The following is a 25,753-nucleotide window of genomic DNA, read 5'->3' on the forward strand; positions in this document are numbered from 1 at the left end:
CCGTTGTTTCTGCCATGGGTGACGGCGGTCACCCTGCGTAGTTTTCTCGGCATCGAAGCCCGGCCGAGCGAGCTCGGGAGGTCGCCCGAGGCGCAACCCACAGCAGGAGGAAGGTCCATGGCACACACCACCCACCGATTCGCGGCGGTCGCTGCGGTCCTGGCGGTCGCGGCCGCCGGGCTCACGGCCTGCGGATCCAGCGACGGAGCCAGCGGGTCCGCAGACAAGCTGAAGGTCGGCGTCATCTACCTCGACACCCAGGGGTTCTACGGAGGCGTTCGCAAGGGCATCGAGGACGGCGCCGACGCGGCGGGCACGTCGGTGAAGATCGTCGAGACCAATGCCCAGGACGACGCCAGCAAGGAGTCGACCTTCATGCAGAGCCTGGTGGCGCAGCGGGTCGACGCCATCATGCTCTCCGCCTCCTCCGGGACCGCCTCGGTCCCCGCGATCAAGCAGGCGCACGACGCCGACATCCCGGTGATCTGCTACAACACCTGCATCGAGGATCCCGACCTCTCCAAGTACGTCTCGGCGTACATGCTGGGCGACCCCCAGGAGTTCGGTCGCAAGCTCGGCGAGGCCGCCGGCGACTACTTCATCGACAAGGGGATCGACGCCCCGCAGATCGGTGTCATCAACTGCGAGTTCGTCGAAGTGTGCATCCAGCGGCGTGAAGGCTTCGAGGCCGCGCTGAAGGAGAAGGTCCCCGGCTACCAGATCGTGGAGAACCAGAAGGGCGGCGATGCCTCGGCGTCCCTCTCCGCGGCGCAGAACATCCTCACCGCCAAGCCCGACCTCGACGCCTTCATGGGTGAGTACGGCGACGCCACGATCGGCGCCGTCAAGGCCGTCGAGAACGCCGGCCGGGTCGGCAAGACGGTGGTGTTCGGCGGGGACATGACCACGGACATCGCCAACGCCCTCAAGGACCACTCCGTGCTGGTCGCCCAGGTCGACATCTCGGGGCAGGTGATGGGCAAGGCGGCGATCGAGCAGGCGCTGAAGATCATCGACGGCCAGGACCCCGCCGAGGTCGTCGTGCCGGTCCCGGTCGACATCTACACGACCTCGGAGGACGCATCGGGGTGGCTGAAGGCGCACGCCGACGGCATTCCGTGACAGACGGTCGCGTGCCGCCTCGCGTCCCGGGGCGGCACGCGACTCACCAGAAGGACCCACGAGACCGGGAGGAACCATGACCACGCCAGCGGCCGAGGTGCGAGGCGCGACCAAGTCGTACGGCGGCGTGCAAGCGCTCACGGACGTCGATTTCGTCATCGAGCCTGGTGAGGTCCGTGCCCTCCTGGGCAAGAACGGTGCCGGCAAGTCGACCCTCATCCGGCTCCTGGCGGGCGCGGAGTCACCGGACAGCGGGAAGGTGACCATCGCCGGGACGGCCCTGGACCGAGCATCGGTCCAGGAGGCGCAGCGGCTCGGGGTCAGCACCGTCTACCAGGAGCTCACCCTGATCCCCGGCATGACCGTGGCCGAGAACCTGTTCATGGGCCAGTGGCCGGGCCGCGGACGCATCGACCATCGCAGGATGGAGCGCGAGGCCGCCGTCGCGCTGGAGCGCATCGGGCTGCGCATCGATCCCCGGAGCCTGGTCGGCCAGCTCTCCATCGCCGACCGACAGCTGGTCGAAATCGCCCGGGCCGTGCGCGACGAGCCGCGGCTGCTGATCCTGGACGAGCCGACCAGCTCGCTCGCCGCTGCCGAGGTCGACCGGGTCGTCGACGTCGTGCGCACGATCCAGCGATCCGGCGTCGCCGTCATCTTCGTCAGTCACCGGGTCTCCGAGATCCGCCGCGTGGCGAGCACCGCGACCGTCATGCGCGACGGCCGCAAGGTCGCCGACCTGGACCTCGCCACGACGACCACCGCCGAGATGGTCGACCTGATGCTCGGCGAGGCGAGCCACGAGACGGCGCGGGTGACCGAGCCGCTGGTCGCGGGTCCCGTGCTGGCGCAGGTGCGCGGTGTACGGGTCGACCCCAAGCTGATCGACATCGACCTCGACGTCCACGTCGGCGAGGTGCTCGGCATCGCCGGCGTCCTCGGCTCGGGGCGCACCGAGCTGCTCCAGGTCATGGCCGGCATCCGGCCGACCGAGGCCGGCACCGTCCACGTGCAGGGGACCCGCGTGGACGGCCGCGGCCTGCGCCGGGCGCTCGCACTCGGAGTCGGGCTGACGCCCGAGGACCGCAAGGTGGACGGCATCGTGCCCGAGCTGGGGCTCGACGAGAACCTCGTGCTCTCCGACCTCGGCTCCGTCTCGACCGCCGGCGTCATCTCGCGGAGCAAGGTGGCCGCGGCGGCGCGGGAGGCGATGGCGACCATGTCGATCAAGAGCGCCGGCCCGCGGCTTCCGGTCGGGGCGCTCAGCGGCGGGAACCAGCAGAAGGTCGTCATCGGTCGATGGGTCCACGCCGGCAGCCGGCTGCTCCTGCTCGACGAGCCCACGCGCGGGGTCGACGTACGCGCCAAGGCCCAGATCTACGAGCTCGTCCGCCGACTGGCGGCCGAGGGCAAGGCCGTGGTGTTCGTCTCCAGCGAGATGGAGGAGCTCAACCTGGTGTGCGACCGCGTGGTCGTGCTGAACGGCGGGCGCATCGTGTCGGAGCATCGCGCCCCCCACATCGAGACCGACCGGCTGTTGCTTGCCGCGATCGCCGAGAACTGATCAGGAACGAGGAGTCACCGTGACCACGCTGAAGGCAGAAACCGCGACCGGATCGGCAGCGAGCCGCCCCCGCCGCACCCTGTCGGTGCAGCAGCTCAACGAAGGAGGACTCGCGGTCGCCCTGCTCGTGCTGGTGGCGGTCCTCGCCACGACGACGGACAGCTTCTTCACCGTCCCCAACATGTGGAACATCCTCGGCGACGCCGCCCTCGTCGGGATCGTCGCCTGGGCGAGCACCCTGATCATCGTGGCGGGCGAGATCGACATCTCCCTCGGCCCCGCGGTGGCGTTCTGGGGCGTCATCCTCGCCAAGCTCGACGGCGAGTGGGGCCTGTCGATGTCCGCGGCGATCGTCGTCACCCTCCTCGGCGGTGCCCTCGTCGGTGCCTTCGCCGGATGGCTGCGCGGGCAGTTCGGAGTCCCGTCCTTCATCGTCACCCTCGGTCTGTGGAGCGCGTTGCGCGGCCTCGCGCAGTTCATGACGGACGCGCTCCCTGTCCCGATCCAGGACAGCGCCTTCCTCGACCGGCTCGGCGGCAAGGTGGGGCCGGTGCCGACCGCGGCGATCGTGATGTTCGTGCTCTTCGCGATCTTCGCCTTCGTCGCCCGGTCGACCTCCTACGGGCGCTCGGTGTACGCCGTCGGCGGCAACGCCCGGGCGGCCGCGCTGAGCGGCATTCGCGTGCTCCGGGTCCGGGTCCTGCTCTTCGCGACCAGCGGCCTGATGGCCGCCCTGCTCGGCATCGTGATCGCCGGGCGGCTGGCCTCCGGCAACGCGGGCGCGGCCCAGGGACTGGAGTTCTCCGTGATCGCCGCGGTCGTCGTGGGCGGCACCGCTCTCCAGGGCGGCCGGGGCTCGATGCTCGGCACGCTCCTCGGCGTCCTCTTCATCACCGTCATCGGCAACGGCCTGATCATCTGGGGGGTCAACTCGTTCTTCCAGGACGTCGTGCGCGGCGCGCTGATCGTCGCCGCCGTCCTCGTGAACACCCTCCTGGGCCGCCGGTCCGGCGCCGGCGTCGACTAGCCGCGCCCCGCCGTCAGCCCGACCGTCCTCCTAGGAGATCTCGTGACCACCTCAGCCTCAGCCGCGGTGCCGGCCACCATGCCCGGCGTCTTCCTCCCCGGTGACTCCTCCACCGAGCTGCGCTCGGTGGACGTGCCCCGACCGGGCCCGGGTCAGGTGCTGCTCCGTGTCGGAGCGTCCGGCATCTGCGGCAGCGACATCGGCTACATCTACCGCGGCTACAAGACCCACAAGGGCCTCGAGGGGCCCGCCTACCAGGGCGTGGTGTCGGGGCACGAGCCGTCGGGCCGAGTGGTCGCCGTGGGACCGGACTGCCGTCGGTTCGTCGAGGGCGACCGCGTCATCGTCTATCACATCGCGGGATGCGGGCTCTGCGACAACTGCCGCCGCGGGTTCTACATCAGCTGCTCGGACGCCTCGCGTGCGGCGTACGGCTGGCAGCGCGACGGAGGCAACGCCGCCTACCTGCTCGCGGAGGAGCGCACCCTCGTACCGCTGCCCGACGGCCTCTCGTACGTCGACGGAGCCTTGATCGCCTGCGGCTTCGGCACCGCCTACGAGGGGCTGCGCCGGATCGGCGTCGACGGCGAGGGTGACCTGCTCGTCGTGGGTCTCGGCCCGGTCGGGCTCGCGGCCGCGATGATCGGCCGGGGCATGGGCGCGCGCCGCGTCATCGGGGTCGAGCCGAGCGAGGCACGCCGCGGATGGGCCGAGGAGACCGGGGTCGTCGATGCCACGGTGGCCGCCGGGCCCGAGACGCTCGGGACCCTCGCGGACCTCACCGGCGGGGCCGGGTTCGCCTACACGATCGATGCGTCCGGCTCCGCGCCGGGTCGGTCGACCGCGATCGAGGCCGCAGCCGAGTGGGCCCACGTGTCCCTCGTGGGCGAGGGTGGCCGCCTCGACACCGAGGTCTCCGACACCCTGCTGCACAAGCAGCTCACCCTGCACGCCTCGTGGGTGACCTCCTTGCCGGCCATGTCCGAGCTCGCGACGAACCTGGTGGCTTGGGGTCTGCGTCCGGAGGTCGTGGTGAGCGACCGCTTCGCGCTGGAGGACGCCGACGAGGCCTTCCGCCTGGCGGCTGGCGCGAGCCGCGGCAAGGTCGTCTTCGACCTGGGCGCCGAGCTGTGACCGCCGACGCCGCTCCCGGCCGAGCGGGCCCGGTGGCCGGGATGCGCACGCACATCGATCGGTCGCCGGGGCGGCCCGACGTGGTCTGGCTCGACAACGGCGTGCTCCGGCTCGGAGCCGTGCCCGACCTCGGCGGACGGCTGCTCTCGGTCCAGGTGCACGGTGTCGAGACGCTGTGGCGCAACCCTGCCTATCTCGACGATGAGCTGCACCCCGTCGGTGGACACGTCCGCGCCCCGGTGGCGGGCGACCTCGGGGACTGGATCAACTACGGAGGCGACAAGACCTGGCCGGCGCCGCAGGGCTGGTCCGCACCCGACCAGTGGGCCGGCCCGCCGGACCCGGTGCTCGACTCCGGGGCCTACGAGTGGGAGCTCCACGAGGGGGCGGCCCTCACGCTGACGATGACGAGCGGCGACGATCCGCGCACCGGCCTGCGGCTGGTCCGGCAGCTGGTGCTCCGACCGGGCGTCGCGACGTACGACCTCCTGCTCCACGCGATCAACGTTGCGGACCGCCCGGTGCGCTGGGCCCTGTGGAACGTGACCCAGCGCCGGTCGGGCGCGCCGGGCGACGGCGGCGTCGACATCGGCGTGGGACCGGCAGCTGACCTCGGGACGGTCGTGGAGCCGGTCCTGGCCGGGACCGGGCTGCCGCGCACCGTGCCGGGTGGACACGGCGTCGTGCGCGTCCCCCACCAGGAGGTGGTCGGCAAGGTCGGCTTCCCGACCGCGACCGGGTGGCTCGCCCACGTCGCCAACGGCACGACCTGCACCCAACGCTTCGTAGTCGACCCCGATGCCGAGTACCCCGACGGCGGATCCCGGGTCGAGGTGTGGCTGGAGCACCCGCTCGACCGGCCGTTGGCCGAGTTCGGCGACCTCGACCCACCGGACCGGATCGTCGAGGTCGAGGTGCTCGGCCCGCTGGTCGAGCTGGCTCCGGGCGAGCGGACCGAGCTGAGGATCTCCTGCGCTGCCGTGGTCGAGGAGACCACCGGGGTGCTCGAGGTGACCGCGGAGGGCCACCGCACACTCGCCGGGTGGAGCTCCTACGCCGCACCCCACAGCGCCGATCAGGAGCCGTCGTGACGCGCACTGCGGTGGTAACGGGAGCGGCTCGAGGCATCGGCGCGGCCACCGCGCGGCGCCTCGCTCAGGACGGGTACGGCGTGGGCCTGCTCGACCTCGACCCGGCCGGCGAGGAGGTCGCCGCCGAGCTGGTGGCCGCGGGCCACGCGGCGGTGTTCGTCGCGGGCGACGTGTCCGAGGCCAAGGACTGGATGCTCCTGCTCGAACAGGTCCACGCAGCGCTCGGGCCGGTCGATGCGCTCGTCTCCAACGCGGTCACCACCGACCCTCGCCCGCTGCACGAGCTGACCCTGGACTCGTGGAACCGGCAGCTCGGCGTCAACCTCACCGGTGCCTTCCACGGAGTGCGGACCTGCCTGCCGGATCTGCGTCGCGACGACGCCGGTGCCGTCGTGCTCGTCTCCTCAGTGCACGCCTGGTTCGGGCTCCCGGGCGTCCCCGGCTATGCCACGGCGAAGGCCGGCCTGACCGGACTGGCGCGGCAGCTCGCCGTGGAGTACGGCGGCGAGGTGCGGGTCAACTGCGTCGTCCCGGGTCCCGTCCTGACCGCCCAGTGGGACCGCATCTCCGAGGACGACCGCGTGCAGAGCGCGGCGGAGACCGTGATCGGCCGGTTGGGCCGACCGGAGGAGGTCGCCGCGGCGGTGGCGTTCCTCCTCAGCGAGGACGCGTCGTTCGTCACCGGGGCCAGTCTCGCGGTCGACGGCGGCTGGAGCGTCACGAAGAACTCGTCCTGAGCCCGGATCGCCCGCGGCCGACGTCACGCTAGGAGCAGCACGATGAAGGTGGTCTCGATCGAGACCTTCGCCGTCCCCCCGCGCTGGGTCTTCGTCCGGGTCGAGACCGACGAGGGGCTGGTCGGCTGGGGAGAGCCGGTCGTCGAGGGCCGTGCCGCCACCGTGCGGGCGGCCGTCGACGAGCTCGCTCCGCTGCTGCTCGGCCGCGACCCGCGGCCGGTGGAGGCGCACTGGCAGCGGATGACCAAGGGCGGCTTCTACCGCGGCGGTCCGGTCCTCTCCAGCGCGGTCGCGGGCCTCGACCAGGCGCTCTGGGACCTCCTCGGCAAGTCGCTCGGTGCCCCGGTGCACCAGCTGCTCGGCGGCCCGGTCCGCGATCGGGTCCGGGTCTACGGCTGGATCGGCGGTGACGAGCCGAACGAGGTCGCCGAGGCCGCCGCCGCTCAGGTCGAGGCTGGCCTCACCGCGGTGAAGATGAACGGGTCGGGGCGTTTCCCGCGGCTGGCCACCCCCCGCGACCTGGACGGCGTCCTGGCGCGGGTCGCTCGCGTCCGGGAGGTGCTGGGTGACGATCGCGATGTCGCGGTCGACCTGCATGGCCGCGTCGGCGTCGCGGACGCTCGGCGGTTGCTCCACGAGCTCGAGCCGCTGCGCCCGCTGTTCGTGGAGGAGCCGCTGCTGCCGGAGCTGACCCATCGCCTGGCCGAGGTGGTGGGCGCCTCGACGGTGCCGGTCGCCGCGGGGGAGCGAACCTACTCGCGGACCGACGTACTGCCCCTGCTGCAGGCCGGGGTAGCCGTGCTCCAACCGGACCTCTCGCACGCCGGAGGCATCAGCGAGGTACGCCGCATCGGCGCCCTCGCCGAGACCTGGGGCGTGCCCCTGGCGCCGCACTGTCCGCTCGGCCCCCTGGCGCTCGCCGCGAGCCTCCAGGTCGCGCTCGCGACACCAAACTTCCTCATCCAGGAGCAGTCCCTCGGCATCCATTACCACGACGACGGCGTCGAGCTCCTCGACTACGTGCTCGATCGATCACCGTTCGCCTTCGTCGACGGCCACATCGAGCGGTGGGACGCGCCGGGACTCGGGGTCGAGATCGACGAGCAGGCGGTCCGCCGGCTGGGCGCCCGCGGCCACGACTGGCACTCGCCGGTCTGGAGTCATGACGACGGCTCGTTCGCCGAGTGGTGAGCGCCCACCACCCCATCCCCACCACTACGTCGGAGGCATCATGACCCACCCGATCGACGCTCACGACCTGGTCGCCCAGGTCACCCGTCGCCGTGTCCTGGCGATCATCCGTGGCCGTGACGCCGCCGCCAGCGTCGCCACGTGCCTGGCGCTCGCCGACGCAGGCATCGACCTGCTCGAGGTCAGCCTCACGACCGACCGGGCCCTCTGGGTTCTGGAGCAGGTCGCGGACCGGCTGCCCTCCGGCGCCGTCCTCGGTGCCGGGACGGTCCTGGAGCCTCACGACGTACGACGGGCCGCGGACGTGGGTGCTCGCTTCCTGGTCACCCCGGCGCTGGCGCCCTCCCTCGAAGCCGCGGCCGACGCCGGACTGCCCGTGCTCGCCGGCGCGCTGACCCCGACCGAGGTCGTCGAGGCCCGGCGTCGGGGCGCCGCAGCCGTCAAGATCTTCCCGGCGTCCGTCCTCGGCCCGGCCTACGTCCAGGCGCTCAGGGACCCCCTGCCCGACGTACCTCTCCTGGCCGTCGGCGGAGTCGACGCGGACTCCGTGGGCGCCTACCTCTCGGCCGGAGTCATCGGGGTCGGCGTGGGGAGCCCGCTGTGCGGCGACGCGCCCCACGGCGGTGACCTCGGCGCCCTGCGCGTCCGCGCCCAGCGGTTCCTGGCCTTCGCGGAGCCGGAGCCCGCGTCGTGAACCCGGCGATCGACGTGCTGACGCTGGGCGAGACGCTGCTGTCCCTGCGAGCCTCCGGGCCGCTGTCGGCCGGCGCCGGCCTCACCACCTCCGTCGCGGGTGCCGAGGCGAACGTCGCCATCGGCCTGGCACGTCTCGGTCACGCCGCCAGGTGGGTCGGCCGCGTCGGGGACGACGAGTCCGGCCGGCTGGTCGTCCGAACCCTGCGTGGCGAAGGGGTCGACGCGCACGGTGCCGTGGTCTCCGGACCGACCGGCATCCTGCTCCGCCGCGAACGCGTCTCCGGCCTGGTGAGCGTCGACTATCACCGGCGGCACTCGGCCGGCTCCAGCCTGGAGGAGCAGGACATCCTCCCCCATCTCGAGCCGCCGTCGCCGCGATGGCTACATGTCACCGGGGTGACTACCGCGCTGTCCGATACCGCGCGCGACGCCGTCACCCGGGCGGTCGCGACCGCCCGGACCCGAGGGATCGGGGTGAGCCTAGACGTCAACTATCGCGCCCGGTTGTGGCCGGTCGAGGCGGCCCGCGACGTCCTCGCGCCCCTGGCGCGGCAGGCGGACGTCGTCATCGCCTCCGAGGACGAGCTCCCGCTGGTCGCCGCCAGCCTGGAGGAGCTGCTGGACGCGGGCGCCCGGATCGTCGCGGTCAAGCGGGGGGCGGCAGGCGCGACCCTGCACGCCCGGGACGGACTGCGGCTGGAGCGCCCTGCCGTGCCGGTCGACGCCGTCGACGCCGTGGGTGCCGGCGACGCCTTCTGTGCAGGCCTGCTGTCCGGCCTGCTGGACGGGCTGGAGCCTGCCGAGTGCCTGGACCGGGCGCTGCTGCTCGGAGCCTTCTGCGTGAGCACGCACGGCGACTGGGAGGGTCTGCCGAGCCGAGACGAGCTCGGACTCCTGACCCTCGCCGACGGCTCGGTCGTCAGGTGAGCGGCGGGCGCGGGCCGCAGGTACGCCCGGTGTCCATGTCTCCGCTCGACCTCGGTGAAGGCGCACGGTGGCTCCCCGGCGGGCCCGTGCAAGTCGACCTCCTCGCAGGTCGACTGCTCGCCCACCGGGCGGGGCGGGTCGAGGTCGTTCTCGACTTGGGCGTGCCGATGGGGGCGGTCGCTCCTCGCCGTGACGGCGGCGTGGCGGTCGTCGCGGGCACCGGCGTACGGCTGCTCTCGGCCGACGCTGCGGCCGATCCTGCGCCGATCCTCCTCGACACGGGCGCCGACCCCGGTCTCGTCCGCGTCAACGACGCGACCACCGATGCGCGCGGGCGCCTCTGGTTCGGGTTGATGGCGTACGAGGCTGCCGCGGGGGCCGGGTCCCTGTGGTGCGTCGATCCCGATCACCAGCTCAGGATGGTCCTCGCCGGGATCACGGTCCCGAACGGCCCGGTCATCGACGACGTGCGCGGCGTCCTCTATCTGGCCGACAGCCCGCGGAGTGTCATCTACCGACACGGCCTAGACGTGGACAGCGGGCGCCTCGGCCCAGCCGAGGTCTTCGCCACCGTGACCGACGGGAGCCCTGACGGGATGGCGCTGGATCAGGACGGCGGTCTGTGGAGCGCGCTGTGGGGAGGCTCGCGGCTGCACCGATACCACCCGGACGGTACGTTGAGCGACGTCGTTCCCCTCCCAGCGAGCCAGCCCACCAGCCTGGCCCTGGACCCGAGCGGCGGTCCCGCGCTCGTCACGACCGCTCGCCATGGACTCCTCGACCCGCACGCCGTCGACGGATGCTCGCTCTGGGTCGATTTGGGGGCGTCGGGGGTCGAGGTGCACCCCTTCGGAGGCTGAGCGATCCCAGACCTCGCGGCGACGCAAGGACCCGGGAAGGCGCGCGCCGACGCCGATGGTTGTCATGTCGTGAGGGCTGTCCCTGCTTGATCGTTCGCGCACCCGTGCAGGCCGGCCCGAGGGCGAGGCGCTGACCCGGGGCCATCGAACGGGCAGTCAACGCCGAAGACCTCGACTACGACCGGATCTGGGTGGCCGAGCACCACGACGTGCCCGGCGCCGCCTCGGGCTCCCCGCCGGTCGTCCTGGCGGCGACCGGGGCTCGCTCCAGCTCGATACAGATCGGTTGCGGTGGCGTGATGCTGCCGGACCACCAACCGCTGGTTGTGGCCGAGCAGTTCCGGATGCTCTGCGCGCTCTATCCCGGACGGGTCGACCTCGACGTCGGGCGATCCCTCGGTTTCACGGCGCCGGTGCGCCGAGCACTGCGCAGCGATGCCGGCGCGCTCGACACCTTCGAAGCGGGTCTGGCCGAGCTTTACGCGTACCTCGAGGATGCCGCCGAGATCACCGCGCGACCGCCACCGGCGCCGCATCCCGATCCGTCTCCTGGCGACGGGACGCGGGCTCGAGGTCGCTGGTCGGCTGGGGCCGCCCGTCGTCGGGGGCGGGCCCATCCTCGACAGCGCGGGCATCGGCGACCTCCTCGTGGTCTATCGCCGTGACTTCCGGCCGCACGAGGCCGGTACGCCGTTGGCGAGCACGTGAGGAAGGTCGGCGTCATCGATGTCTCCGCGCGCGATGTCGCGCTCCCCCATGTCTCTGAGCGCGGCGGCGAGCTCCGTGGTGATGAGCGATTCGTAAAGACCGTCCTGCACTCCGGCAGCTTGACAGGCGGCCACGACAGATCTGCGGCATTCGCATGGCGAGGTCGCGATCTGCCCTCAAGATCGGCGTACGGATATCCGATGAGTTCACGTATCTCGGAATGCAGGGGGCCGCATGTCGGAAGAACAGCTTCAGATCAATCGGTGGAGGCGGTACGGGAAGGATCGCCTGTACGTTGAGCTTCCCGACGGCAGCAAGGTCGGTTGGTGGGACCTTCAGACCGGCGAGGCTCATCCCGAAGGAGAAGGCCACCTCGCCGTGTTGACGAGCGCTGCACATGAGTGGATGAGCGCCGCCGGAGTCGAAGCGTCAGAGGTCAGCACGATCAGCGTCCTCGGGGCGGAGCCCGTTCCGAACGAACCACCACCTGCCGAACGAGCGTGGCTCGATCTTGCACACAACGCGGCGGGCGCGGAAGCCCGAGCGCAGGCAGTGGCGGCGAAGGACGCTGCGCCGGTGAAGACACTGTTGGCGCGAGCCCTCGGCGTTCACACTGACGAGCGGGCCTGGCGTCTGGGCGCGGACGGCGAGGAGAAGGTCGCCTCCCAGTTCGGCAAGATCCTCAAGAAGGATCCGCGGTGGCAGTTCATCCATGCGATACCCGTCGGAACTCGTGGCTCCGACATCGACCACCTCGTCATCGGGCCAGGCGGAGTGTTCACGGTCAACGCCAAGAACCATCCGAATGGCAAGGTCTGGGTCGGCGGAGACACGGTGATGATCAATGGCCAACGCCAGCCCTACGTTCGCAATGCCCGGCACGAGGCAGCCCGGGCCGCCAACCTGCTCTCTCAGGTGTGCGGATGGTCGGTGCCCGTCGAAGGCGTGATCGTTTTGGTGAACGCGGTCGAGTGGACGGTCAAGTCGCCACCGAAGGACGTGCACGTCGTGCCGCGGCGGCAGATCGCGCGGTGGCTCCTGCGTCACGGCGAGGTCTTGGACGCGGGGCGCCAGGCTGAGGTCTTTGAGGCCGCCCGCCGATCAACCACCTGGCGTTAGCCGAGAGCAAGTTGCCCCGGCGTGGGCGAGCTCTTGGAGACAGCGTCACCCGATCTTGACGAGGTATGCGTCATGGTCGGAGAGTCGGTCCCCGCCTGCGGACGCCTCGATCCTGGACGCAGAGACCACGGTCATCGCTCTCGGGATCGCGATGTGGTCGATGGAGAGGAGCCCGTCGATGCGGTGTGCGAGGTCGGCCGTCGGGACGCGGAGGTTCAGCTTGTCGAGGACGGCGAGGAGAGCCGCACGACCACCGATGCTGCCCGCCCACTCCCGTCCGCTGAGGGCATGGTTCCAGTCGCCGCCCCAAATCAGCCGATCCGTCGGAAGGGATGGGAGGAGCGTGGCGAGGCAGGACTCCGTCCAGTCGACATGGCGTGAGCCCCGCCAGGACTCTCGCTCGCCCGCACTCCTCCACGGGAGGATCGAGCTACAGAATGTCCAGCCGTCCACCACCGCCATCGCGCTCGCTGCGTGTGGATCCGGCAATGGGGAGATCTCTCGCCGGCCCGCGACCCCCGCCCACCGACGACGCTGCGCCATGAGAGCCGCGCCGAGATGGAGGCCGTAGCCCGGGATAACCACGCGCTCACTGACCTCGGTGAGGAGCAGGACATCGCAGTCCAAGTCATGAACGAAGCGCTCGTGTTCGGTCGTCCACCGTCCGGCGAGATTCCAGGTGCCGATCCTCACGAGGAGATCCCAGCGCATCGGGGCTTGGGGCGCAGGCGATTCTGAGTGTTCTCCGGGCAGTCCTTTGATCGTCGGCGGCAGGGTGGTTTCGAGGCTCGCTTCGCTCGCACCTCAACCACCGTAGGCGCCGTGGTTTCGAGACTGTTGCTGGCGCAACCTCCTCAACCACCGTCGTTCCTCAACCGCCGAGGGAGGGCTCGAGGTCTTGGTCGCCGATGGTGCTGAGCAGCTCGAACTGTTCGACGGAGCGGGTGCCGGGGACGGGGGTGAACCAGAGCAGGCGCTGGGTGGCGTCCTCGCTCTCGAGGGTGAGGCAGTTGACGGGGAGCTCGCCGAGGGTGGGGTGGATGAGGGTCTTGCGGTCGTTGCGGCGTACGGCGACGTCCTGGCGCTCCCACAGCTCGCGGAACTCCTTCGAGCGTGAGAGCAGGTCGTCGACCAGGGCGCGGGCGGTGGCGTCGTCGCCGCGGCGGCCGAGGACGGCGCGGAGGTCGGCGACGAACGAGGCGCCGGTGCGCTCGTGCTCGTCGTGGCGGTAGCGGCTGCGGGTGGTGGGGGAGGCGAACCACTCGTGGACGAAGCTCGCCTCGACGCCCTTCGCGGGTGAGGGTTCGCCGAGGAGGGCGCGGGCCATCCGGTTCTGCACGAGCGTGATGTGCAGGTCGGTGATCACCCGGGCCGGGGTGTCGCCGAGGCGGTCGAGCAGATCCAGCATCGCTGGGTGCACGTGGGCACTGGCGCCGTGCACGGTCGGGAGGGGCCGGCCGGCGAGGTGGTAGAGGTGGTCGCGCTCGTCGCGGTCCAGGCGCAGTGCCCGGGCCAGCGCGGCGACCATCTGGTCGCTGGGCTGGGAGCCGCGGCCCTGCTCGAGCTCGACGTAGTAGTCGACCGACGCTCCGGCCAGCACCGCCACCTCGTCACGCCGCAGCCCCGCGACCCGGCGGCGCGGCCCGGCGGGGAGGCCGACGTCCTGCGGGCGGATCCGGTCGCGGCGCGACTTCAGGAAGGCTCCGAGCTCGGTGAGGTCCACACCACCAGTGTGCCCGGGACGGGACGGCGGATCCTGGGGGCGCGATCCCCAGGGAGAACGTCCGCTTCCTCAGCCCCCGCAGACCCGGCAACGTCGAGGCCATGGACACGAACACCAACACCCACAGCAATCGAGTAGCGATCGTCACCGGCGGCTCCCGCGGCATCGGCCGCGCGACCGCCCTGCGGCTGGCCGCGGACGGGTACGCGGTCGTGGTCGGCTACAGCACCAACGAGGCCGAGGCCGACAAGGTCGTCGCCCAGATCGAGGAGCGCGGCGGCCGCGCGGTCACCGCCGGTGGGGACGTCTCCGACGCGAGCGTCGCCCAGGCGATGTTCGACCGCGCCGAGCAGGAGTTCGGCGGCGTCGACGCCGTCGTCCACGCCGCCGGCCAGATGCGCCTGGCTCCGGTCGCCGAGCTCGACCTCGACGACCTCGACCGCACCCTGCGCGTCAACGTCCGCGGCACCTTCGCCGTCGCCCAGCAGGCCGTACGCCGCCTGCGCGGCCCCGGCGCGCTGGTGCTGTTCTCGACCACGGTCGTGCCGCTGGCCTTCCCGACGTACGGCGCCTACTCCGCCAGCAAGGGCGCCGTCGAGGCACTCACCCCGATCCTCGCCAAGGAGCTGCGCGGCCGCGACGTCACCGTCAACGCCGTCGCCCCCGGCCCGACCGCGACCGACATGTTCCTCGATGGCAAGTCCGAGGAGCAGGTGGCCGGCCTCGCCAAGCTGCCGCCGCTCGAGCGGCTCGGCACGGCCGAGGACATTGCGGCCGCGGTCGCGTTCCTGGTCGGCGCGGGTGGCCACTGGGTCAACGGCCAGGTGCTGCGCGCCAACGGCGGGATCATCTGATGCCGGCCGCCAAGACCGTCCTGGTCACCGGCGCCTCGAGCGGGTTCGGCGCCAACCTGGTCGCCGAGCTCGCCGGGCGCGGCCACCGCGTGTACGCCGGCATCCGCGACACCACCGGCCGCAACGCCGCCGCCGCGGCCGGCGTGCCGACCGGAGCGGTGGCGCTCGAGCTCGACATCACCGACCAGGCATCGATCGACGCCGTGGCGAAGCGGCTGGCCGACGAGGTCGGCGCGCTGGACGTGGTCGTGCACAACGCCGGGCACATGTCCTACGGCCCGCTGGAGTCCTTCACCCCCGAGCAGCTGGTCGCGCAGTACGACGTCAACGTCGTCGGCGCCCACCGGCTCAACCGCGCCCTCCTGCCCGCACTGCGGGCCGCCGGTCGCGGCCACCTGGTCTGGGTCGGGTCGACCAGCACCCGGGGCGGTCGGCCGCCGTTCCTCGGCCCCTACTTCGCGGCCAAGGCCGCGATGGACTCCCTCGCGGTGACCTACGCCGCCGAGCTGAAGCTCTACGGGATCGAGACCACGATCGTGGTGCCCGGCGCCTACCCGGTCGGCACCAACCACTTCGCCCACGCAGCCGGACCCGACGACGCCGAGCGCGCCGCGGCGTACGACGACACCTATGGTCCGGTCCTCGCCGACGTCACCGGCCGGCTCGACGCGCTGTTCCCCGAGGGCAGCGACCCCTACGACGTCGCGGTCGCGACCGCCGACGCCATCGACGCCGCCGTGCCGCCCTTCCGGGTGCACGTCGACCCCAGCCATGACGGAGCCGAGGTGGTCAACGCGGTCGCCGACCGCGTCCACGTCGAGTTCTTCCACCGCGTCCGGCTGCCCCAGCTCCTGCCGGCCGACGCCGGCTACTGAGCGACCCACCACCACACCCATCACACCCAGGAGAGATGACATGCCGTTCGCCAACCTCAAGGTCCCTGCCGGTCTCGTCGACGCCGAGCAGAAGGAAGCCTTCATCCACACCATCACCGATATGTACGTCGAAGCCTTCGGCGAGGGCGCCCGCGCCACCACGATGGTCCTCGTCGACGAGGTGCCCGACGGCGGCTGGGGGATCGGGGACCACGTGCTGACCCTCGCCCAGCTCACCGGAGGCGCGTCCGCCGACACGGCGTCCCGGTAGCGCGACGGAGGTCTCGGGGAGGAAGCCAGGGCAACCTCCCCGACCGCTGTCGCCGGACTGTCGGCGCGCCGTCCTAGGGTCTGCGACGACGGGGTCGTCGACGCGGTGAGGAGACCGGGATGGACCTGCAGGCGGCGCGCCGACTCGGGCGCGAGCTGCTCGACGAGCACGGGCTGAGCGGCTGGACGCTGGTGCTCGACCGCGCCAAGACCCGGGCCGGCGTCTGCCGGTTCGGGCCGCGGCAGATCGGGCTGAGCGCCCCGCTGACCGCGCTGCACGACGAGTCCGACGTCCGCGACACGATCCTCCACGAGATCGCCCACGCGCTGGTCGGCCCGCGCCACGGGCACGACGCGGTGTGGCGGGCCACCGCTCAACGCATCGGCTGCAGCGGCCGGCGCTGCACCGACCCCGAGACGCCACGCGTCGAGGGCGACTGGGTCGGCACCTGTGCCGCCGGACACCGGATCACCCGCCACCGCCGTCCCTCGCGGCCCGGGTCGTGCGCGGAGTGCTCGCCGACGTTCTCCGCCGAGCACCTGATCACCTGGACCCACCGAGGTGAACCCGCCGTGATGACGGCGTCCTACCGCGCCCAGCTCGCCCGGGCGCTGGCGCGGGAGAGCGAGCCCGCTTCGGCGGTCTCCGCGGGCGCGAGCGCCCGGGTCGGGGACCGGGTGCGGATCGCCGCGCCGGGCAGCAAGTACGACGGCATGACCGGCACGCTGGTCAAGCAGGGGCGCACCCGCTACCACCTCCGCGTCGGGCGCTCGGTGCTCACCGTGCCGTTCGCGCTGGTCGGCCCGGCCTGACCGGCCCGTCTCGGCGGCCGCGCGAGAAGCCCGTCAGGTGATCTCGACGGAAGCCCTCGCGCGGCGCCCGTCGGCCACGATCACCAGGGCGACGATGACGGCCAACGCGTAGAACCCGGTGGCCACCTCGAAGACCGTCGCGTAGCCGTGGGCCGCGGTGCCCGAGGCGACCCGCGCACCGTGACCGGTGGCCGCGCCGTAGACGACGGTGAGCAGCGCGAGGCCGATCGAGCCGCCGAGCTGGTGCGCGGTGTTCACCAACCCCGAGGCAGCGCCGGCGAGGCCGGGCTCGACGTCGGCCATGCCCAGGTCGGTGAGCAGGATGATCGCGATGCCCTGGCCGACACCGAGCAGGAGCAACGGCAGCACGATCCAGGGCAGGTACGCCGTCGTCGCGTCGATCCGGCTCAGCCAGCCCATGCCGAGCATCGCCAGCCCCAACGCCGTGACGAGCAGGGCCGGCTTGCTCACCCGCGGCCCGGCGTACCTCACGACGTAGACCATCACGAAGAGCATCGCCGTCAACGGGATGTAGGCCAGGCCGGTGTCCAGCGGGCTGAAGCCGCGGACGTTCTGCAGGTACTGGCTGAGGAAGAAGAACGTCGAGTACATCGCACCGACAGCGAGGACGCGCCCGAGGTAGGCGCTGGTGCGCGGGATGCTCGCGAGGAGACCGAGCGGCACGATCGGCTGCGGCTGCCGGCGCTCGACGAGCACGAAGACGGTGATGAGGACGACGGCTGCCGCGAGCGCGGCGATCGTGCGCGAGCTGAGCCAGCCGACCTCGGCCGCTTCGACCAGACCGTAGACGAGAGCGGACATGCCGAGCGTGATCGTCACGGCTCCGACGACGTCGACGCGGCCGGGATGCCGCTCGGTCTCGGGAAGACAGCGCGGTGAGAGCGCGACGATCACGGCGCCGATCGGGACGTTGACCAGGAGTCCCCAGCGCCAAGAGAGGTACTCGGTGAACAGGCCGCCGACGATGATGCCGACGCTCGCACCGGCGCCGATCACCGCGCTGTAGACCGCGATCGCGCGGGTGCGCTCACTGGGGCTGGGAAAGCTCGTGATCAGCAGCGCCAGGGTGGACGGGATCGCGAACGCCGAGGCGAGGCCCTGCAGGGCGCGGGCACCGACGAGGACCTCCGCAGACTGGGCCAGACCGGCCAGCAGGGAGGCGAGGGTGAAGACGGCTGTGCCGGCCATGAACACCCGACGGCGACCGAACAGGTCTCCGGCACGCGCGCCGAGCAGGACGAGGCCGCCGAACACCAGGACGTAGGCGTTCTGGATCCAGGAGAGCGCCGACTCGGTGAAGCCGAGCTGGTCCCTGATGTGCGGGAGCGCCGTGGTCACGATCGAGGCGTCGAGGGTCATCATCAGCTGGCAGCCCAGGATGACCGCGAGGACGACGGTCCGGTGGCGTGCGGGGGTCGGCGCGATGATCCGGGCGGGGGAGATGGAGGACATGAGGGTTCCGTTCGAGGAGGCCCGGGAGGCGGCGGCGCCCCGCGCCGCCGTTCGTCCGGGTGACCAGCCGCGAGGCCGCGGGCCACCGGTGGGTTGCGCGCGGGCTGGTGGGGTGTGGCTGCCAGTCTTCGCCGGGCTCAGGCGTGCAACATCAGTCGATCGACCGCATCTCGGAGTTGGCGACCGCAACCCCGCGCGGCGGGACGGGCGTCGCAGGACCCGGGACGTCGGCCGCGTCGGCCGGGGCCGGCAGGTACCGCCCGTGTGCGAGAGCAGTCACCGTGCGAACGGCGAGCCAGCCGATCCCGCAGGTGACCGCGGCCAGCACCAGGTCGATGGCGACCGCGACATGGGCGCGCCCGGTGGTGTCGTCGAGCATGCGGATGGCGAAGGCACCTGCCGCTGCGTAGGAGAACGCCAGCGACCACCACCCCGGCCCGAACGGCCCGCTCAGCATGAACCTGAGCAGGTCTGCCTGGACGAGCACCATCGCCAGCGCGAAGCCCGCCAGGAGCTGGATCGTCACGTCGATGCGGTCGCCGTTGGCCTCGAGCACCGCGTTGCCTGCCACGACCGGCGGGGCGACCAGGATCGCCAACGTGGGCCTCAGGGCCACGGCGAGCGGCGGGCCGGTGAGCAGCCTGGCGAGCACCACCGGCGCGATCATCGCGCAGGACAGTGCGCCGTAGCCCAGCATCACCACGGAGAGCCCGCGATAGCCGAGCGCGGCGCTCGCAGTGGAGGCCACGAGCCCGCCCGCGACGGTCGGGAGCAGGTACCCCGGGTGCGCTGCCGACGTCCCTGTCGAGATCCACCGAGCGGTCAGCAACCCGCCCGCAGCCAGGGTGGCGCCCAGGGCGACCACGAACAGGGCGCGCCCCGCGGCGGGGGCATCGGCGGCGAGCCTGACCGCGAGGAGCAGGAGGGGCACGAACAGCAAGACGGTGAACGGGCCGAAGACCGGGTCGGCCAGCTCGGCGCGAGCCCGCCCCGCGCGAGCGACGTTCCCGGTGTACGCCGAGGCGACCACGAGCCAGGTCGTGGCGGAGAGCAGCCAGAGGGCATCCGCCACCTGGGGCGGTACGGCGTCCGCCCGTGCGGCCAGCGACCAGCACTCGGCCAGTCCGGTCAGGCCGAACGGGGCGGCGAGGAGGTTGGGGTGCAACGTGTGACGAGACCTCATGGTGGTCCTCTGGAGCTCGGTGGTGGCGGACGGCTCCCACCCTGGGCGGGCGAGGCGCGCGCAACATCAGTCAGATGACGTCGTCCTCGCGGACGGCCACCCGCGAGGACGGCAGCGGAAGCACGGGAAGGCAGAGCCACCGTCAGTGGTTGTGACCCTGTGAGGCTCTCGCTGCTCGATCGTTCGCGGACCCGCGCCGGCCGGCCCGAGGCCGAGGCGCTGACCGGGACGGTGGAGCGCGCCGTACATGCCGAGAGGCTCGGCTACGACCGGTTCTGGGTGGCGGAGCACCACGCGGTGCCGGGCATCGCCTCTGGTTCGCCGCCGGTGCTGCTCGCGGCGATCGGCGCCCGGACCGGAGCGATCCGGATCGGTTCCGGTGGCGTGATGCTGCCGCACCACCAGCCCCTCGTGGTGGCCGAGCAGTTCCGGATGCTCGACGCCCTCTACCCCGGTCGCGTCGACCTCGGGCTGGGCCGGTCGCTGGGGTTCACCCCGCCGGTCCGCCAGGCGCTGCGCCGCGGACCCGAGGCGCTCGACACCTTCGAGGCCGACCTCGACGAGCTGCGGGACTACCTCGACGGCTCGGCGCCGATCACCGCGCGACCGGCCACCGGGCGCCGGGTCCCGACGTACCTGCTGGCGACCGGACGGGGTCTCGAGGTGGCTGCCCGGCTGGGGCTCCCGGTGGTCGTCGGCGGCCCGGTGCTGGACAGCGCCGAGGTCGGCGATCTCCTCCGGGCCTATCGCCGTGACTTCCGCCCGCACCGCGGCAGTACGCCGTCGGTGACCGTCTCGCTGGACGTCACCGTCGCCGACACCGACGACCAGGCCCGCGAGCTGGCGCTGCCCGAGGCGTGGGCGATGGCCCGGTCCCGGCAGACCGGCGAGTTCCCGCCGTTGGAGTCGGTGGCGGCGATCCGGGCCCAGCCGTGGAACGCCCAGCTGCGTGATCGGGTCGAGTCGTCGCTCGGGCGAGCGGTCGCCGGCAGCCCGGCCACGGTGCGACAGGCGCTGGAGCGGCTGGCCGAGCGCACCGGTGCGGACGAGCTGATGATCAGCACCTCGACGTACGACCGCGACGCGTTGTTCGCCTCCGACGCCGCCGTGCGCGACCTCGTGGGCGTTCGCGTCGGCGGGTGACCTGCTTGGAATGATGCCGGCATGAGCCTCGACGTCGATGCGATCCGCCCGGACTTCCCGTCCCTCGAGCAGGGGGTGGCGTTCTTCGACGGGCCCGGCGGCAGCCAGGTGCCGCGCCAGGTCGCGGCGGCGGTGACCGCGACCATGACGGCCGGCCTCGGCAACCGCGGCACGGTCACGATGGCGGAGCTGCGGGTCGAGGAGGTCGTCGCGGCGGCGCGAGCGGCGATGGCCGACCTGGTCGGCTGCGACGCGAGCGGAGTCGTGTTCGCGCGGTCGATGACCCAGGCGACGTACGACGTCTCCCGGGCGCTCGCGAAGACCTGGGGTCCGGGAGACGAGGTCGTGGTGACCCGCCTCGACCATGACGCGAACATCCGGCCCTGGGTGCAGGCCGCCGAGTCTGTGGGCGCGACGGTGCGGTGGGTCGGGTTCGACCGCGACACCGGCGACCTGGGTGTCGACGACGTGCGGGCCGAGCTGTCCGCGCGCACCAGACTCGTGGCGGTGACCGGGGCGTCCAACGTCCTCGGCACCCGACCGGACATGGCGGCGATCGCCGGTGCGGTGCACGAGGTGGGCGCGCTGCTGTACGTCGACGGGGTGCACCTGGCGCCGCATGCTCCGGTGGACGTGGCGGCGCTGGGGGCGGACTTCTTCGCGTGCTCGCCGTACAAGTTCCTCGGGCCCCACCACGGGGTCGTGGTGGCCGCGCCGGACCTGTGGGAGCGGGTCCATTCGGACAAGCTGCTGCCGTCGAGCGATCAGGTGCCGGAGCGGTTCGAGCTGGGGACGCTGCCCTACGAGCTGCTCGCAGGCTCGACCGCGGCGGTCGACTACCTCGCGGGTCTCGCCTCGGACGCGGCCGACCGGCGTGCGCGGGTGCTGGAGTCGATGCGGGCGGTCGAGGAGCACGAGGCGGGGTTGTTCGAGCGGCTGCTGGAGGGGCTGCGCCGGACGCCTGGCGTCACCCTCCACGGCGACCCCGCCCGACGTACGCCGACCGCGTTCTTCTCGGTCGCCGGCCACGGCAACCGTGAGGTGTACGAGCAGTTGGCGGCGGTTGGCGTCAACGCCCCGGCCAGCCACTTCTATGCGATCGAGGCGTCCCGGTTGCTCGGGCTCGGGTACGCGGGCGCGGTGCGGGCCGGGCTGGCGCCGTACACGAGTGCCGAGGACGTCGACCGGCTGCTCGCCGGCGTCGCAGAGATCGCCCGCTGAGAGTCACTACGCCTCGAGCATCGCCGGCAGGTGGTCGGCGTGCTTGGTCATGAAGTCGTACCACCCGTGCTCGGTCACCGTGATCAGGTCGCCGCCACACAGGCCGGTGTTGGCGTAGCGCCAGGCGGTCGACCACGTCCACTCGACGGGCGTCCACACGCAGAGCCCGGCGCGGACGACCACGGTGACCATCTTGAGGTCGGACGGCGAGTGCCAGCGATGGTCGTCCCAGCGATCGCAGACCGCCCAGATCGCGTCGCGAACCAGTCGCTCGTCGGCGACGACGGAGCCGCACGGCAACGCCTCGATCGCGCGCAGCTGCTGAGACTGGGAAGGGTCGTGGACGAGGACGGCGTACGCCGCGCCGCGGGTCAGGGGGACGCGCTCGGCGACCTCGACGATCAGGTCGGCCGGACTGCGCAGCTCGAAAGGTTCGACGTTCATGGCGCGACTGTGCTCCGTTGCGGAGTTGGCCGTCGCGGTGGCACGAAGCCGACGGCGGGGGATTCGCCGGCCGCTCCCGCTCGACGAGGAAGGAGGGTCGTCGAGCTTCGGAGTCCACGTGCGCCGGACTGAGAGTGTGCGTGAAGTGCTACGATCTGCCACATGGATGCTGTTGCCAGCCGCGACCTGCGCAATCACACCGCTGATGTGCTTCGTCGTGTGGGCGCGGGCGGGGTGGTGGCCGTGACGGTCCGAGGCGCGGTCGTGGCCGAGCTGCATCCGCCGCGTGATGCCCGGCCGCGTTCGTGGCGGCGGACGGAGCTGGCTGCGTGGCTGGCGGCCGAGCAGGCGGACGCCGAGTTGCGGGCCGACCTCCGGGTCCTGGCCGGCGAGTCGACCAACGACCTCAGCCCGTTGACGTGACCGCCGTCGGCCTCCTGGACACCAGCGTCTTCATCGCCTCCGAGAGCGGCCGCGAGCTCGCGCTCGACCGGCTGCCGGACGAGAGCCTGGTCTGTGTCGTCACGCTCGCGGAGCTCGAGGCCGGGGTGTTGGCGGCGACGACGACCGAGATCCGGGCGAGGCGCCTGCGGACCGCCCAGCGTGCGGCGTCGATCACGCCGCTGCCGATCGATGCGCCTGCCGCGGCGGCGTGGGCGCGACTGCGCGTCGTCCTTCATGAGGCAGGCCGCAACGTCGGGGTCAACGACCTCTGGATCGCGAGTGTCGCGGTCTCGCGCGACATGCCTGTGGTCACCCAGGACGACGACTTCGACGTGCTCGCGGAGCTGGGCCTGCTCGAGGTCGTGCGGGTGTGACGGCCCATGGGTTCCGGGTACAGATTCGGGTATGGCCGAGCAACGAGTGGAGCCCCAGAGCGGGATCTTCCGGCGCAAGCCGGTGCAGGCGGACTACAGCGACAGCGGGTTGGAGCGCAGCATCGGGCTCTGGCAGCTCACCGCGATCGGCCTGGGGGCGATCATCGGCGCCGGCATCTTCGCGCTGGCCGGGCCGGTGGCCAAGGCGGACGCCGGGCCGGCGGTCACCGTCTCGTTCCTGGTCGCCGGCGTGGCGAGTGCCTGCGCCGCGCTGTCGTACGCCGAGTTCGGCGGGCTGATCCCAGCCGCGGGGTCGGCGTACACCTACGGCTATGCGGTGCTCGGCGAGTCGGTCGGCTGGTTCATCGGGTGGGACCTGCTGCTGGAGTACACCGCGATCGTGGCGGTGGTCGCGATCGGGGTCTCGCAGTACATCACCTTCCTCGCCGACGCGATCGGGCTGGACCTGCCGAACTGGATGCTCGGCGCGCCGGGCACCGGTGACGGTCACCGGGTCGACCTGTTCGCCGTGCTGCTCTGCCTCGCCGTCGCCTGGCTGCTCAACCGCGGCATCAAGACGAGCGCGCGCATCGAGACCTGGCTGGTCGGCGTGAAGCTCGCGATCGTGCTCGCGGTGATCGTGGTCGGGGTGTTCTACGTCGACACCGACCATCTGACGCCGTACTTCCCGCACGGCGTCGGCGGCGCGGCCACCGGTGCGGCGACGGTGTTCTTCGCCGTGTTCGGGTACGACGCGATGAGCACCGCGGCCGAGGAGTCCAAGGAAGCCGAGCGCAACCTGCCCAAGGCGATCATCCTCTCGCTGGCGATCGCGATGGTGCTCTACCTGCTGGCCGCGACCGTGCTCACCGGGATGGTCGACTACCGCGACCTCTCGGACACCGCGGCGTTCAGCGCGGCCTTCGAGTCCGTGGGGCTGGCCGGGTTCTCCAAGGTGGTCGCGATCGGCGCGATCCTCGGCATCATCACCGTGCTGTTCTCGTTCACGTTGGGCGCGTCCCGCATCTGGTACGCGATCAGCCGCGACGGCCTGCTGCCCGCGTGGTTCGCGCAGACCAACGAGCACCACTCGCCGCACCGGCCGGTGTGGATCGTCGGCGTCGTGTCGGCCGCGATCGCGGGTTTCGTGTCGATCGGTGATGCTGCGGAGCTCACGAACATCGGGATCCTGCTCGCGTTCATCGTCGTCTCGGCCGCGGTGATCGTGCTCCGCTACCGCTCACCCGAGCTGCCCCGGACGTTCCGCACGCCGTTGATGCCGTTCACCCCCCTGCTCGGGATCGCGTTCTCCATCTGGCTGATCACCAAGCTGCAGCCGGCGACCTGGGTGCGGTTCGCGGTGTGGTTCCTGATCGGCGTGGTGATCTACGCGGCTTACGGCTATCGCCACAGCCGGCTCGGCCACGGGGTCGCCGTCCAGACCAAGGACACCTGAGCGCCGGTCACCGCAGGTCGGCGCCGGAGGCGAGTCGCCTCGGCGGGGTGCGCCCGCGCCCTGGCGGGCGTGACCTTCGCGCCAGTGGTCATGCCGTCGTGTGCGCTTGTCTGACAGCGTTCACAGCGGCGTCACAGGGCGCTGAATTGGCGCGTTCGCGCGTGGATGACGCCGTCCCGATCAGAAAGAAGTCGGAAGATCTAGCGAAGAGAACTGATGAGGTCTACCGTTGGCTGATATCAGGACCTGATGTCAGACAACTACCTCCTCAACCATCAGCGAGGCTTCATGTTCAACTTCGACGAGACGCGATTCGTCACCATCCAGAACAACGCCGTCGAGGCGGGGATGGCCCTGCGCGAGCTCGTGACCGGACTGGTGCGCAACGGCGCACGCAACCTCTACTTCCTGGGCGCCGGCGGTGCCGGCGTGCTCATGCACCCAGCGGCGCAGATCGTGCAACGTCACAGTGTGTTCCCCGCCCAGGTGGTGCACGCGGCTGAGATCATGGTGATGGATGCGGTGGCACTCGGCCCGCACTCGATCGTCGTCATTCCGTCGCTCTCGGGCACCACCCCCGAGGCAACCGATGTACTGCTCTTCGCCAAGAGCAAGGGCGCGACCGTGATCAGCCTCACCGGCCATGCGGACACGCCTGTCGCGCGCGAGGCCGACCACAACGTCACCGTCTTCGCCGAGGACGACACGTCGTCGGAGTCGTTCTACCTCCAGTCGCTCCTGTTGGTCCTGGCCCTGCTCGAGGCGACCGGAGACTACGAGGACTACGACCGGGTGGCCGCGGAGCTTCGTACGCTCCCGCCGCTGCTCCTCGAGGCGAAGCGCGCCTACGAGCCACGTGCCGCGGAGATCGCGGCCGCGATCCAGGCGCACGACTTCCACATCATCAGCGGAGCCGGGTCGACCTGGGCCGAGGCCTGGTACTACGGCACCTGCATCCTCGAGGAGATGCAGTGGATCAAGACCCGCCCGATCCATGCGGCCGACTTCTTCCACGGCACCCTCGAGCTGCTCGAGGAGAACACCAGCGTGCTGCTGTTCAAGGGCGAGGACGCCGCGCGCTCGCTGGTCGAGCGCGTCGAGGCCTGGGCCCCGACCGTGTCACACGAGGTCCGCACCATCGATGCCGCCGAGGTCGACCTGCCCGGGATCAGCCCCGACGTCCGCGCGCTCCTCTCCCCGGTCGTGATCTCCACGCTCCTCGAGCGGGTCAGCGCCCACCTCGAGGAGCTCACGCAGCATCCGCTGACCACGCGCCGCTACTACCGGCAGACCGTGTACTGAGC

The 25,753-nt window shown here is 71.7% G+C and carries 26 protein-coding genes and 1 pseudogene; 22 read left to right on the top strand and 5 right to left on the bottom strand.

The window, feature by feature from the left end; genetic code table 11:
* The first annotated feature begins 117 nt into the window (after window positions 1-117).
* From AC3ANS_RS03815 to AC3ANS_RS03870, 12 genes and pseudogenes are all read left to right on the top strand, one after another.
* Window positions 118-1,122, top strand: coding sequence for a substrate-binding domain-containing protein (locus tag AC3ANS_RS03815; protein ID WP_488294837.1), 1,005 nt, complete (start codon window positions 118-120; stop codon window positions 1,120-1,122).
* A 76-nt stretch (window positions 1,123-1,198) separates the two neighbouring features.
* A complete protein-coding gene (locus AC3ANS_RS03820; RefSeq protein WP_488294838.1) occupies window positions 1,199-2,686 on the top strand; it encodes a sugar ABC transporter ATP-binding protein in 1,488 nt (495 codons plus the stop codon).
* Between the two features lie 19 nt (window positions 2,687-2,705).
* Window positions 2,706-3,713, top strand: coding sequence for an ABC transporter permease (locus tag AC3ANS_RS03825; protein ID WP_488294839.1), 1,008 nt, complete (start codon window positions 2,706-2,708; stop codon window positions 3,711-3,713).
* Between the two features lie 42 nt (window positions 3,714-3,755).
* Window positions 3,756-4,847 carry a zinc-dependent alcohol dehydrogenase family protein gene (locus tag AC3ANS_RS03830; RefSeq protein ID WP_488294840.1) on the top strand — a complete coding sequence of 364 codons (1,092 nt, stop codon included), beginning with the start codon at window positions 3,756-3,758 and terminating at the stop codon, window positions 4,845-4,847.
* A gap of 41 nt (window positions 4,848-4,888) precedes the next feature.
* Window positions 4,889-5,938 (top strand): DUF4380 domain-containing protein, encoded by a 1,050-nt coding sequence (locus tag AC3ANS_RS03835; RefSeq protein WP_488294841.1) that lies wholly within the window; start codon window positions 4,889-4,891, stop codon window positions 5,936-5,938.
* 11 nt (window positions 5,939-5,949) lie between these two features.
* Window positions 5,950-6,675, top strand: coding sequence for an SDR family NAD(P)-dependent oxidoreductase (locus AC3ANS_RS03840; RefSeq protein ID WP_488294842.1), 726 nt, complete (start codon window positions 5,950-5,952; stop codon window positions 6,673-6,675).
* 42 nt (window positions 6,676-6,717) lie between these two features.
* Entirely contained in the window at window positions 6,718-7,866 is a 1,149-nt protein-coding gene (gene dgoD, locus AC3ANS_RS03845; protein ID WP_488294843.1) for a galactonate dehydratase, read from the top strand.
* A gap of 40 nt (window positions 7,867-7,906) precedes the next feature.
* The gene (locus AC3ANS_RS03850; RefSeq protein ID WP_488294844.1) at window positions 7,907-8,560 is read left to right on the top strand and encodes a bifunctional 4-hydroxy-2-oxoglutarate aldolase/2-dehydro-3-deoxy-phosphogluconate aldolase; all 654 of its coding nucleotides are present in this window, start codon (window positions 7,907-7,909) and stop codon (window positions 8,558-8,560) included.
* Window positions 8,557-9,489, top strand: coding sequence for a sugar kinase (locus AC3ANS_RS03855; protein ID WP_488294845.1), 933 nt, complete (start codon window positions 8,557-8,559; stop codon window positions 9,487-9,489). The genes AC3ANS_RS03850 and AC3ANS_RS03855 overlap by 4 nt, the downstream gene beginning before the upstream one ends.
* 35 nt (window positions 9,490-9,524) lie before the next feature.
* Window positions 9,525-10,349 (top strand): SMP-30/gluconolactonase/LRE family protein, encoded by an 825-nt coding sequence (locus AC3ANS_RS03860; protein WP_488296422.1) that lies wholly within the window; start codon window positions 9,525-9,527, stop codon window positions 10,347-10,349.
* A 76-nt stretch (window positions 10,350-10,425) separates the two neighbouring features.
* Window positions 10,426-10,982 (top strand): annotated as a pseudogene (locus tag AC3ANS_RS03865) (MsnO8 family LLM class oxidoreductase); the annotation flags it as partial.
* 309 nt (window positions 10,983-11,291) lie between these two features.
* On the top strand, window positions 11,292-12,176 hold the full coding sequence (locus AC3ANS_RS03870) for a nuclease-related domain-containing protein (protein ID WP_488294846.1): 885 nt from the start codon (window positions 11,292-11,294) through the stop codon (window positions 12,174-12,176).
* 45 nt (window positions 12,177-12,221) lie between these two features.
* Here AC3ANS_RS03870 and AC3ANS_RS03875 read toward each other — a convergent pair whose 3' ends face one another.
* Entirely contained in the window at window positions 12,222-12,869 is a 648-nt protein-coding gene (locus AC3ANS_RS03875; protein ID WP_488294847.1) for a hypothetical protein, read from the bottom strand.
* A 178-nt stretch (window positions 12,870-13,047) separates the two neighbouring features.
* Window positions 13,048-13,899 carry a helix-turn-helix transcriptional regulator gene (locus AC3ANS_RS03880; RefSeq protein WP_488294848.1) on the bottom strand — a complete coding sequence of 284 codons (852 nt, stop codon included), beginning with the start codon at window positions 13,897-13,899 and terminating at the stop codon, window positions 13,048-13,050.
* 101 nt (window positions 13,900-14,000) lie between these two features.
* Between AC3ANS_RS03880 and AC3ANS_RS03885 the strand changes: the two genes are divergently transcribed.
* The 4 genes from AC3ANS_RS03885 to AC3ANS_RS03900 all read left to right on the top strand — a co-directional run bounded on the left by AC3ANS_RS03885 (window position 14,001) and on the right by AC3ANS_RS03900 (window position 16,711).
* Entirely contained in the window at window positions 14,001-14,753 is a 753-nt protein-coding gene (locus tag AC3ANS_RS03885; protein WP_488294849.1) for an SDR family oxidoreductase, read from the top strand.
* Window positions 14,753-15,628: an SDR family oxidoreductase gene (locus AC3ANS_RS03890; RefSeq protein ID WP_488294850.1), complete on the top strand. Its 876-nt coding sequence runs from the start codon at window positions 14,753-14,755 to the stop codon at window positions 15,626-15,628. Before AC3ANS_RS03885 ends, AC3ANS_RS03890 begins: the two co-directional genes overlap by 1 nt.
* Before the next feature lie 40 nt (window positions 15,629-15,668).
* Entirely contained in the window at window positions 15,669-15,899 is a 231-nt protein-coding gene (locus AC3ANS_RS03895) for a tautomerase family protein (RefSeq protein ID WP_488294851.1), read from the top strand.
* Between the two features lie 119 nt (window positions 15,900-16,018).
* Window positions 16,019-16,711 carry a SprT-like domain-containing protein gene (locus tag AC3ANS_RS03900; protein WP_488294852.1) on the top strand — a complete coding sequence of 231 codons (693 nt, stop codon included), beginning with the start codon at window positions 16,019-16,021 and terminating at the stop codon, window positions 16,709-16,711.
* Between the two features lie 33 nt (window positions 16,712-16,744).
* Here the strand turns inward: AC3ANS_RS03900 and AC3ANS_RS03905 are convergent, their stop codons facing one another.
* Together AC3ANS_RS03905 and AC3ANS_RS03910 are read right to left on the bottom strand one after the other, a co-directional pair.
* Window positions 16,745-18,184, bottom strand: coding sequence for an MFS transporter (locus tag AC3ANS_RS03905; RefSeq protein ID WP_488294853.1), 1,440 nt, complete (start codon window positions 18,182-18,184; stop codon window positions 16,745-16,747).
* A gap of 151 nt (window positions 18,185-18,335) precedes the next feature.
* A complete protein-coding gene (locus tag AC3ANS_RS03910) occupies window positions 18,336-19,367 on the bottom strand; it encodes an SLAC1 family transporter (protein WP_488294854.1) in 1,032 nt (343 codons plus the stop codon).
* A gap of 159 nt (window positions 19,368-19,526) precedes the next feature.
* Here AC3ANS_RS03910 and AC3ANS_RS03915 point away from each other — a divergent pair, with 159 nt between their 5' ends.
* Together AC3ANS_RS03915 and AC3ANS_RS03920 are read left to right on the top strand one after the other, a co-directional pair.
* Window positions 19,527-20,510, top strand: a complete 984-nt coding sequence (locus AC3ANS_RS03915) for an LLM class flavin-dependent oxidoreductase (RefSeq protein ID WP_488294855.1) — start codon at window positions 19,527-19,529, stop codon at window positions 20,508-20,510.
* A gap of 21 nt (window positions 20,511-20,531) precedes the next feature.
* Window positions 20,532-21,731 carry a cysteine desulfurase-like protein gene (locus tag AC3ANS_RS03920; RefSeq protein ID WP_488294856.1) on the top strand — a complete coding sequence of 400 codons (1,200 nt, stop codon included), beginning with the start codon at window positions 20,532-20,534 and terminating at the stop codon, window positions 21,729-21,731.
* 6 nt (window positions 21,732-21,737) lie between these two features.
* On the opposite strand, the gene AC3ANS_RS03925 is transcribed toward AC3ANS_RS03920, so the two are convergent.
* A complete protein-coding gene (locus AC3ANS_RS03925) occupies window positions 21,738-22,175 on the bottom strand; it encodes a hypothetical protein (protein ID WP_488294857.1) in 438 nt (145 codons plus the stop codon).
* 162 nt (window positions 22,176-22,337) lie between these two features.
* Between AC3ANS_RS03925 and AC3ANS_RS03930 the strand changes: the two genes are divergently transcribed.
* The 4 genes from AC3ANS_RS03930 (at window position 22,338) to AC3ANS_RS03945 (ending at window position 25,751) form a co-directional block, all read left to right on the top strand.
* Complete coding sequence (locus AC3ANS_RS03930; RefSeq protein WP_488294858.1) at window positions 22,338-22,598, top strand: type II toxin-antitoxin system Phd/YefM family antitoxin; 261 nt, start codon at window positions 22,338-22,340, stop codon at window positions 22,596-22,598.
* The gene (locus AC3ANS_RS03935) at window positions 22,595-22,993 is read left to right on the top strand and encodes a PIN domain-containing protein (protein WP_488294859.1); all 399 of its coding nucleotides are present in this window, start codon (window positions 22,595-22,597) and stop codon (window positions 22,991-22,993) included. The genes AC3ANS_RS03930 and AC3ANS_RS03935 overlap by 4 nt, the downstream gene beginning before the upstream one ends.
* 31 nt (window positions 22,994-23,024) lie before the next feature.
* Window positions 23,025-24,449: an amino acid permease gene (locus AC3ANS_RS03940; protein WP_488294860.1), complete on the top strand. Its 1,425-nt coding sequence runs from the start codon at window positions 23,025-23,027 to the stop codon at window positions 24,447-24,449.
* Between the two features lie 249 nt (window positions 24,450-24,698).
* Window positions 24,699-25,751 carry an SIS domain-containing protein gene (locus tag AC3ANS_RS03945; protein ID WP_488294861.1) on the top strand — a complete coding sequence of 351 codons (1,053 nt, stop codon included), beginning with the start codon at window positions 24,699-24,701 and terminating at the stop codon, window positions 25,749-25,751.
* Window positions 25,752-25,753 lie beyond the last annotated feature (2 nt).

The organism is Nocardia sp. 149-1B (assembly GCF_057747975.1).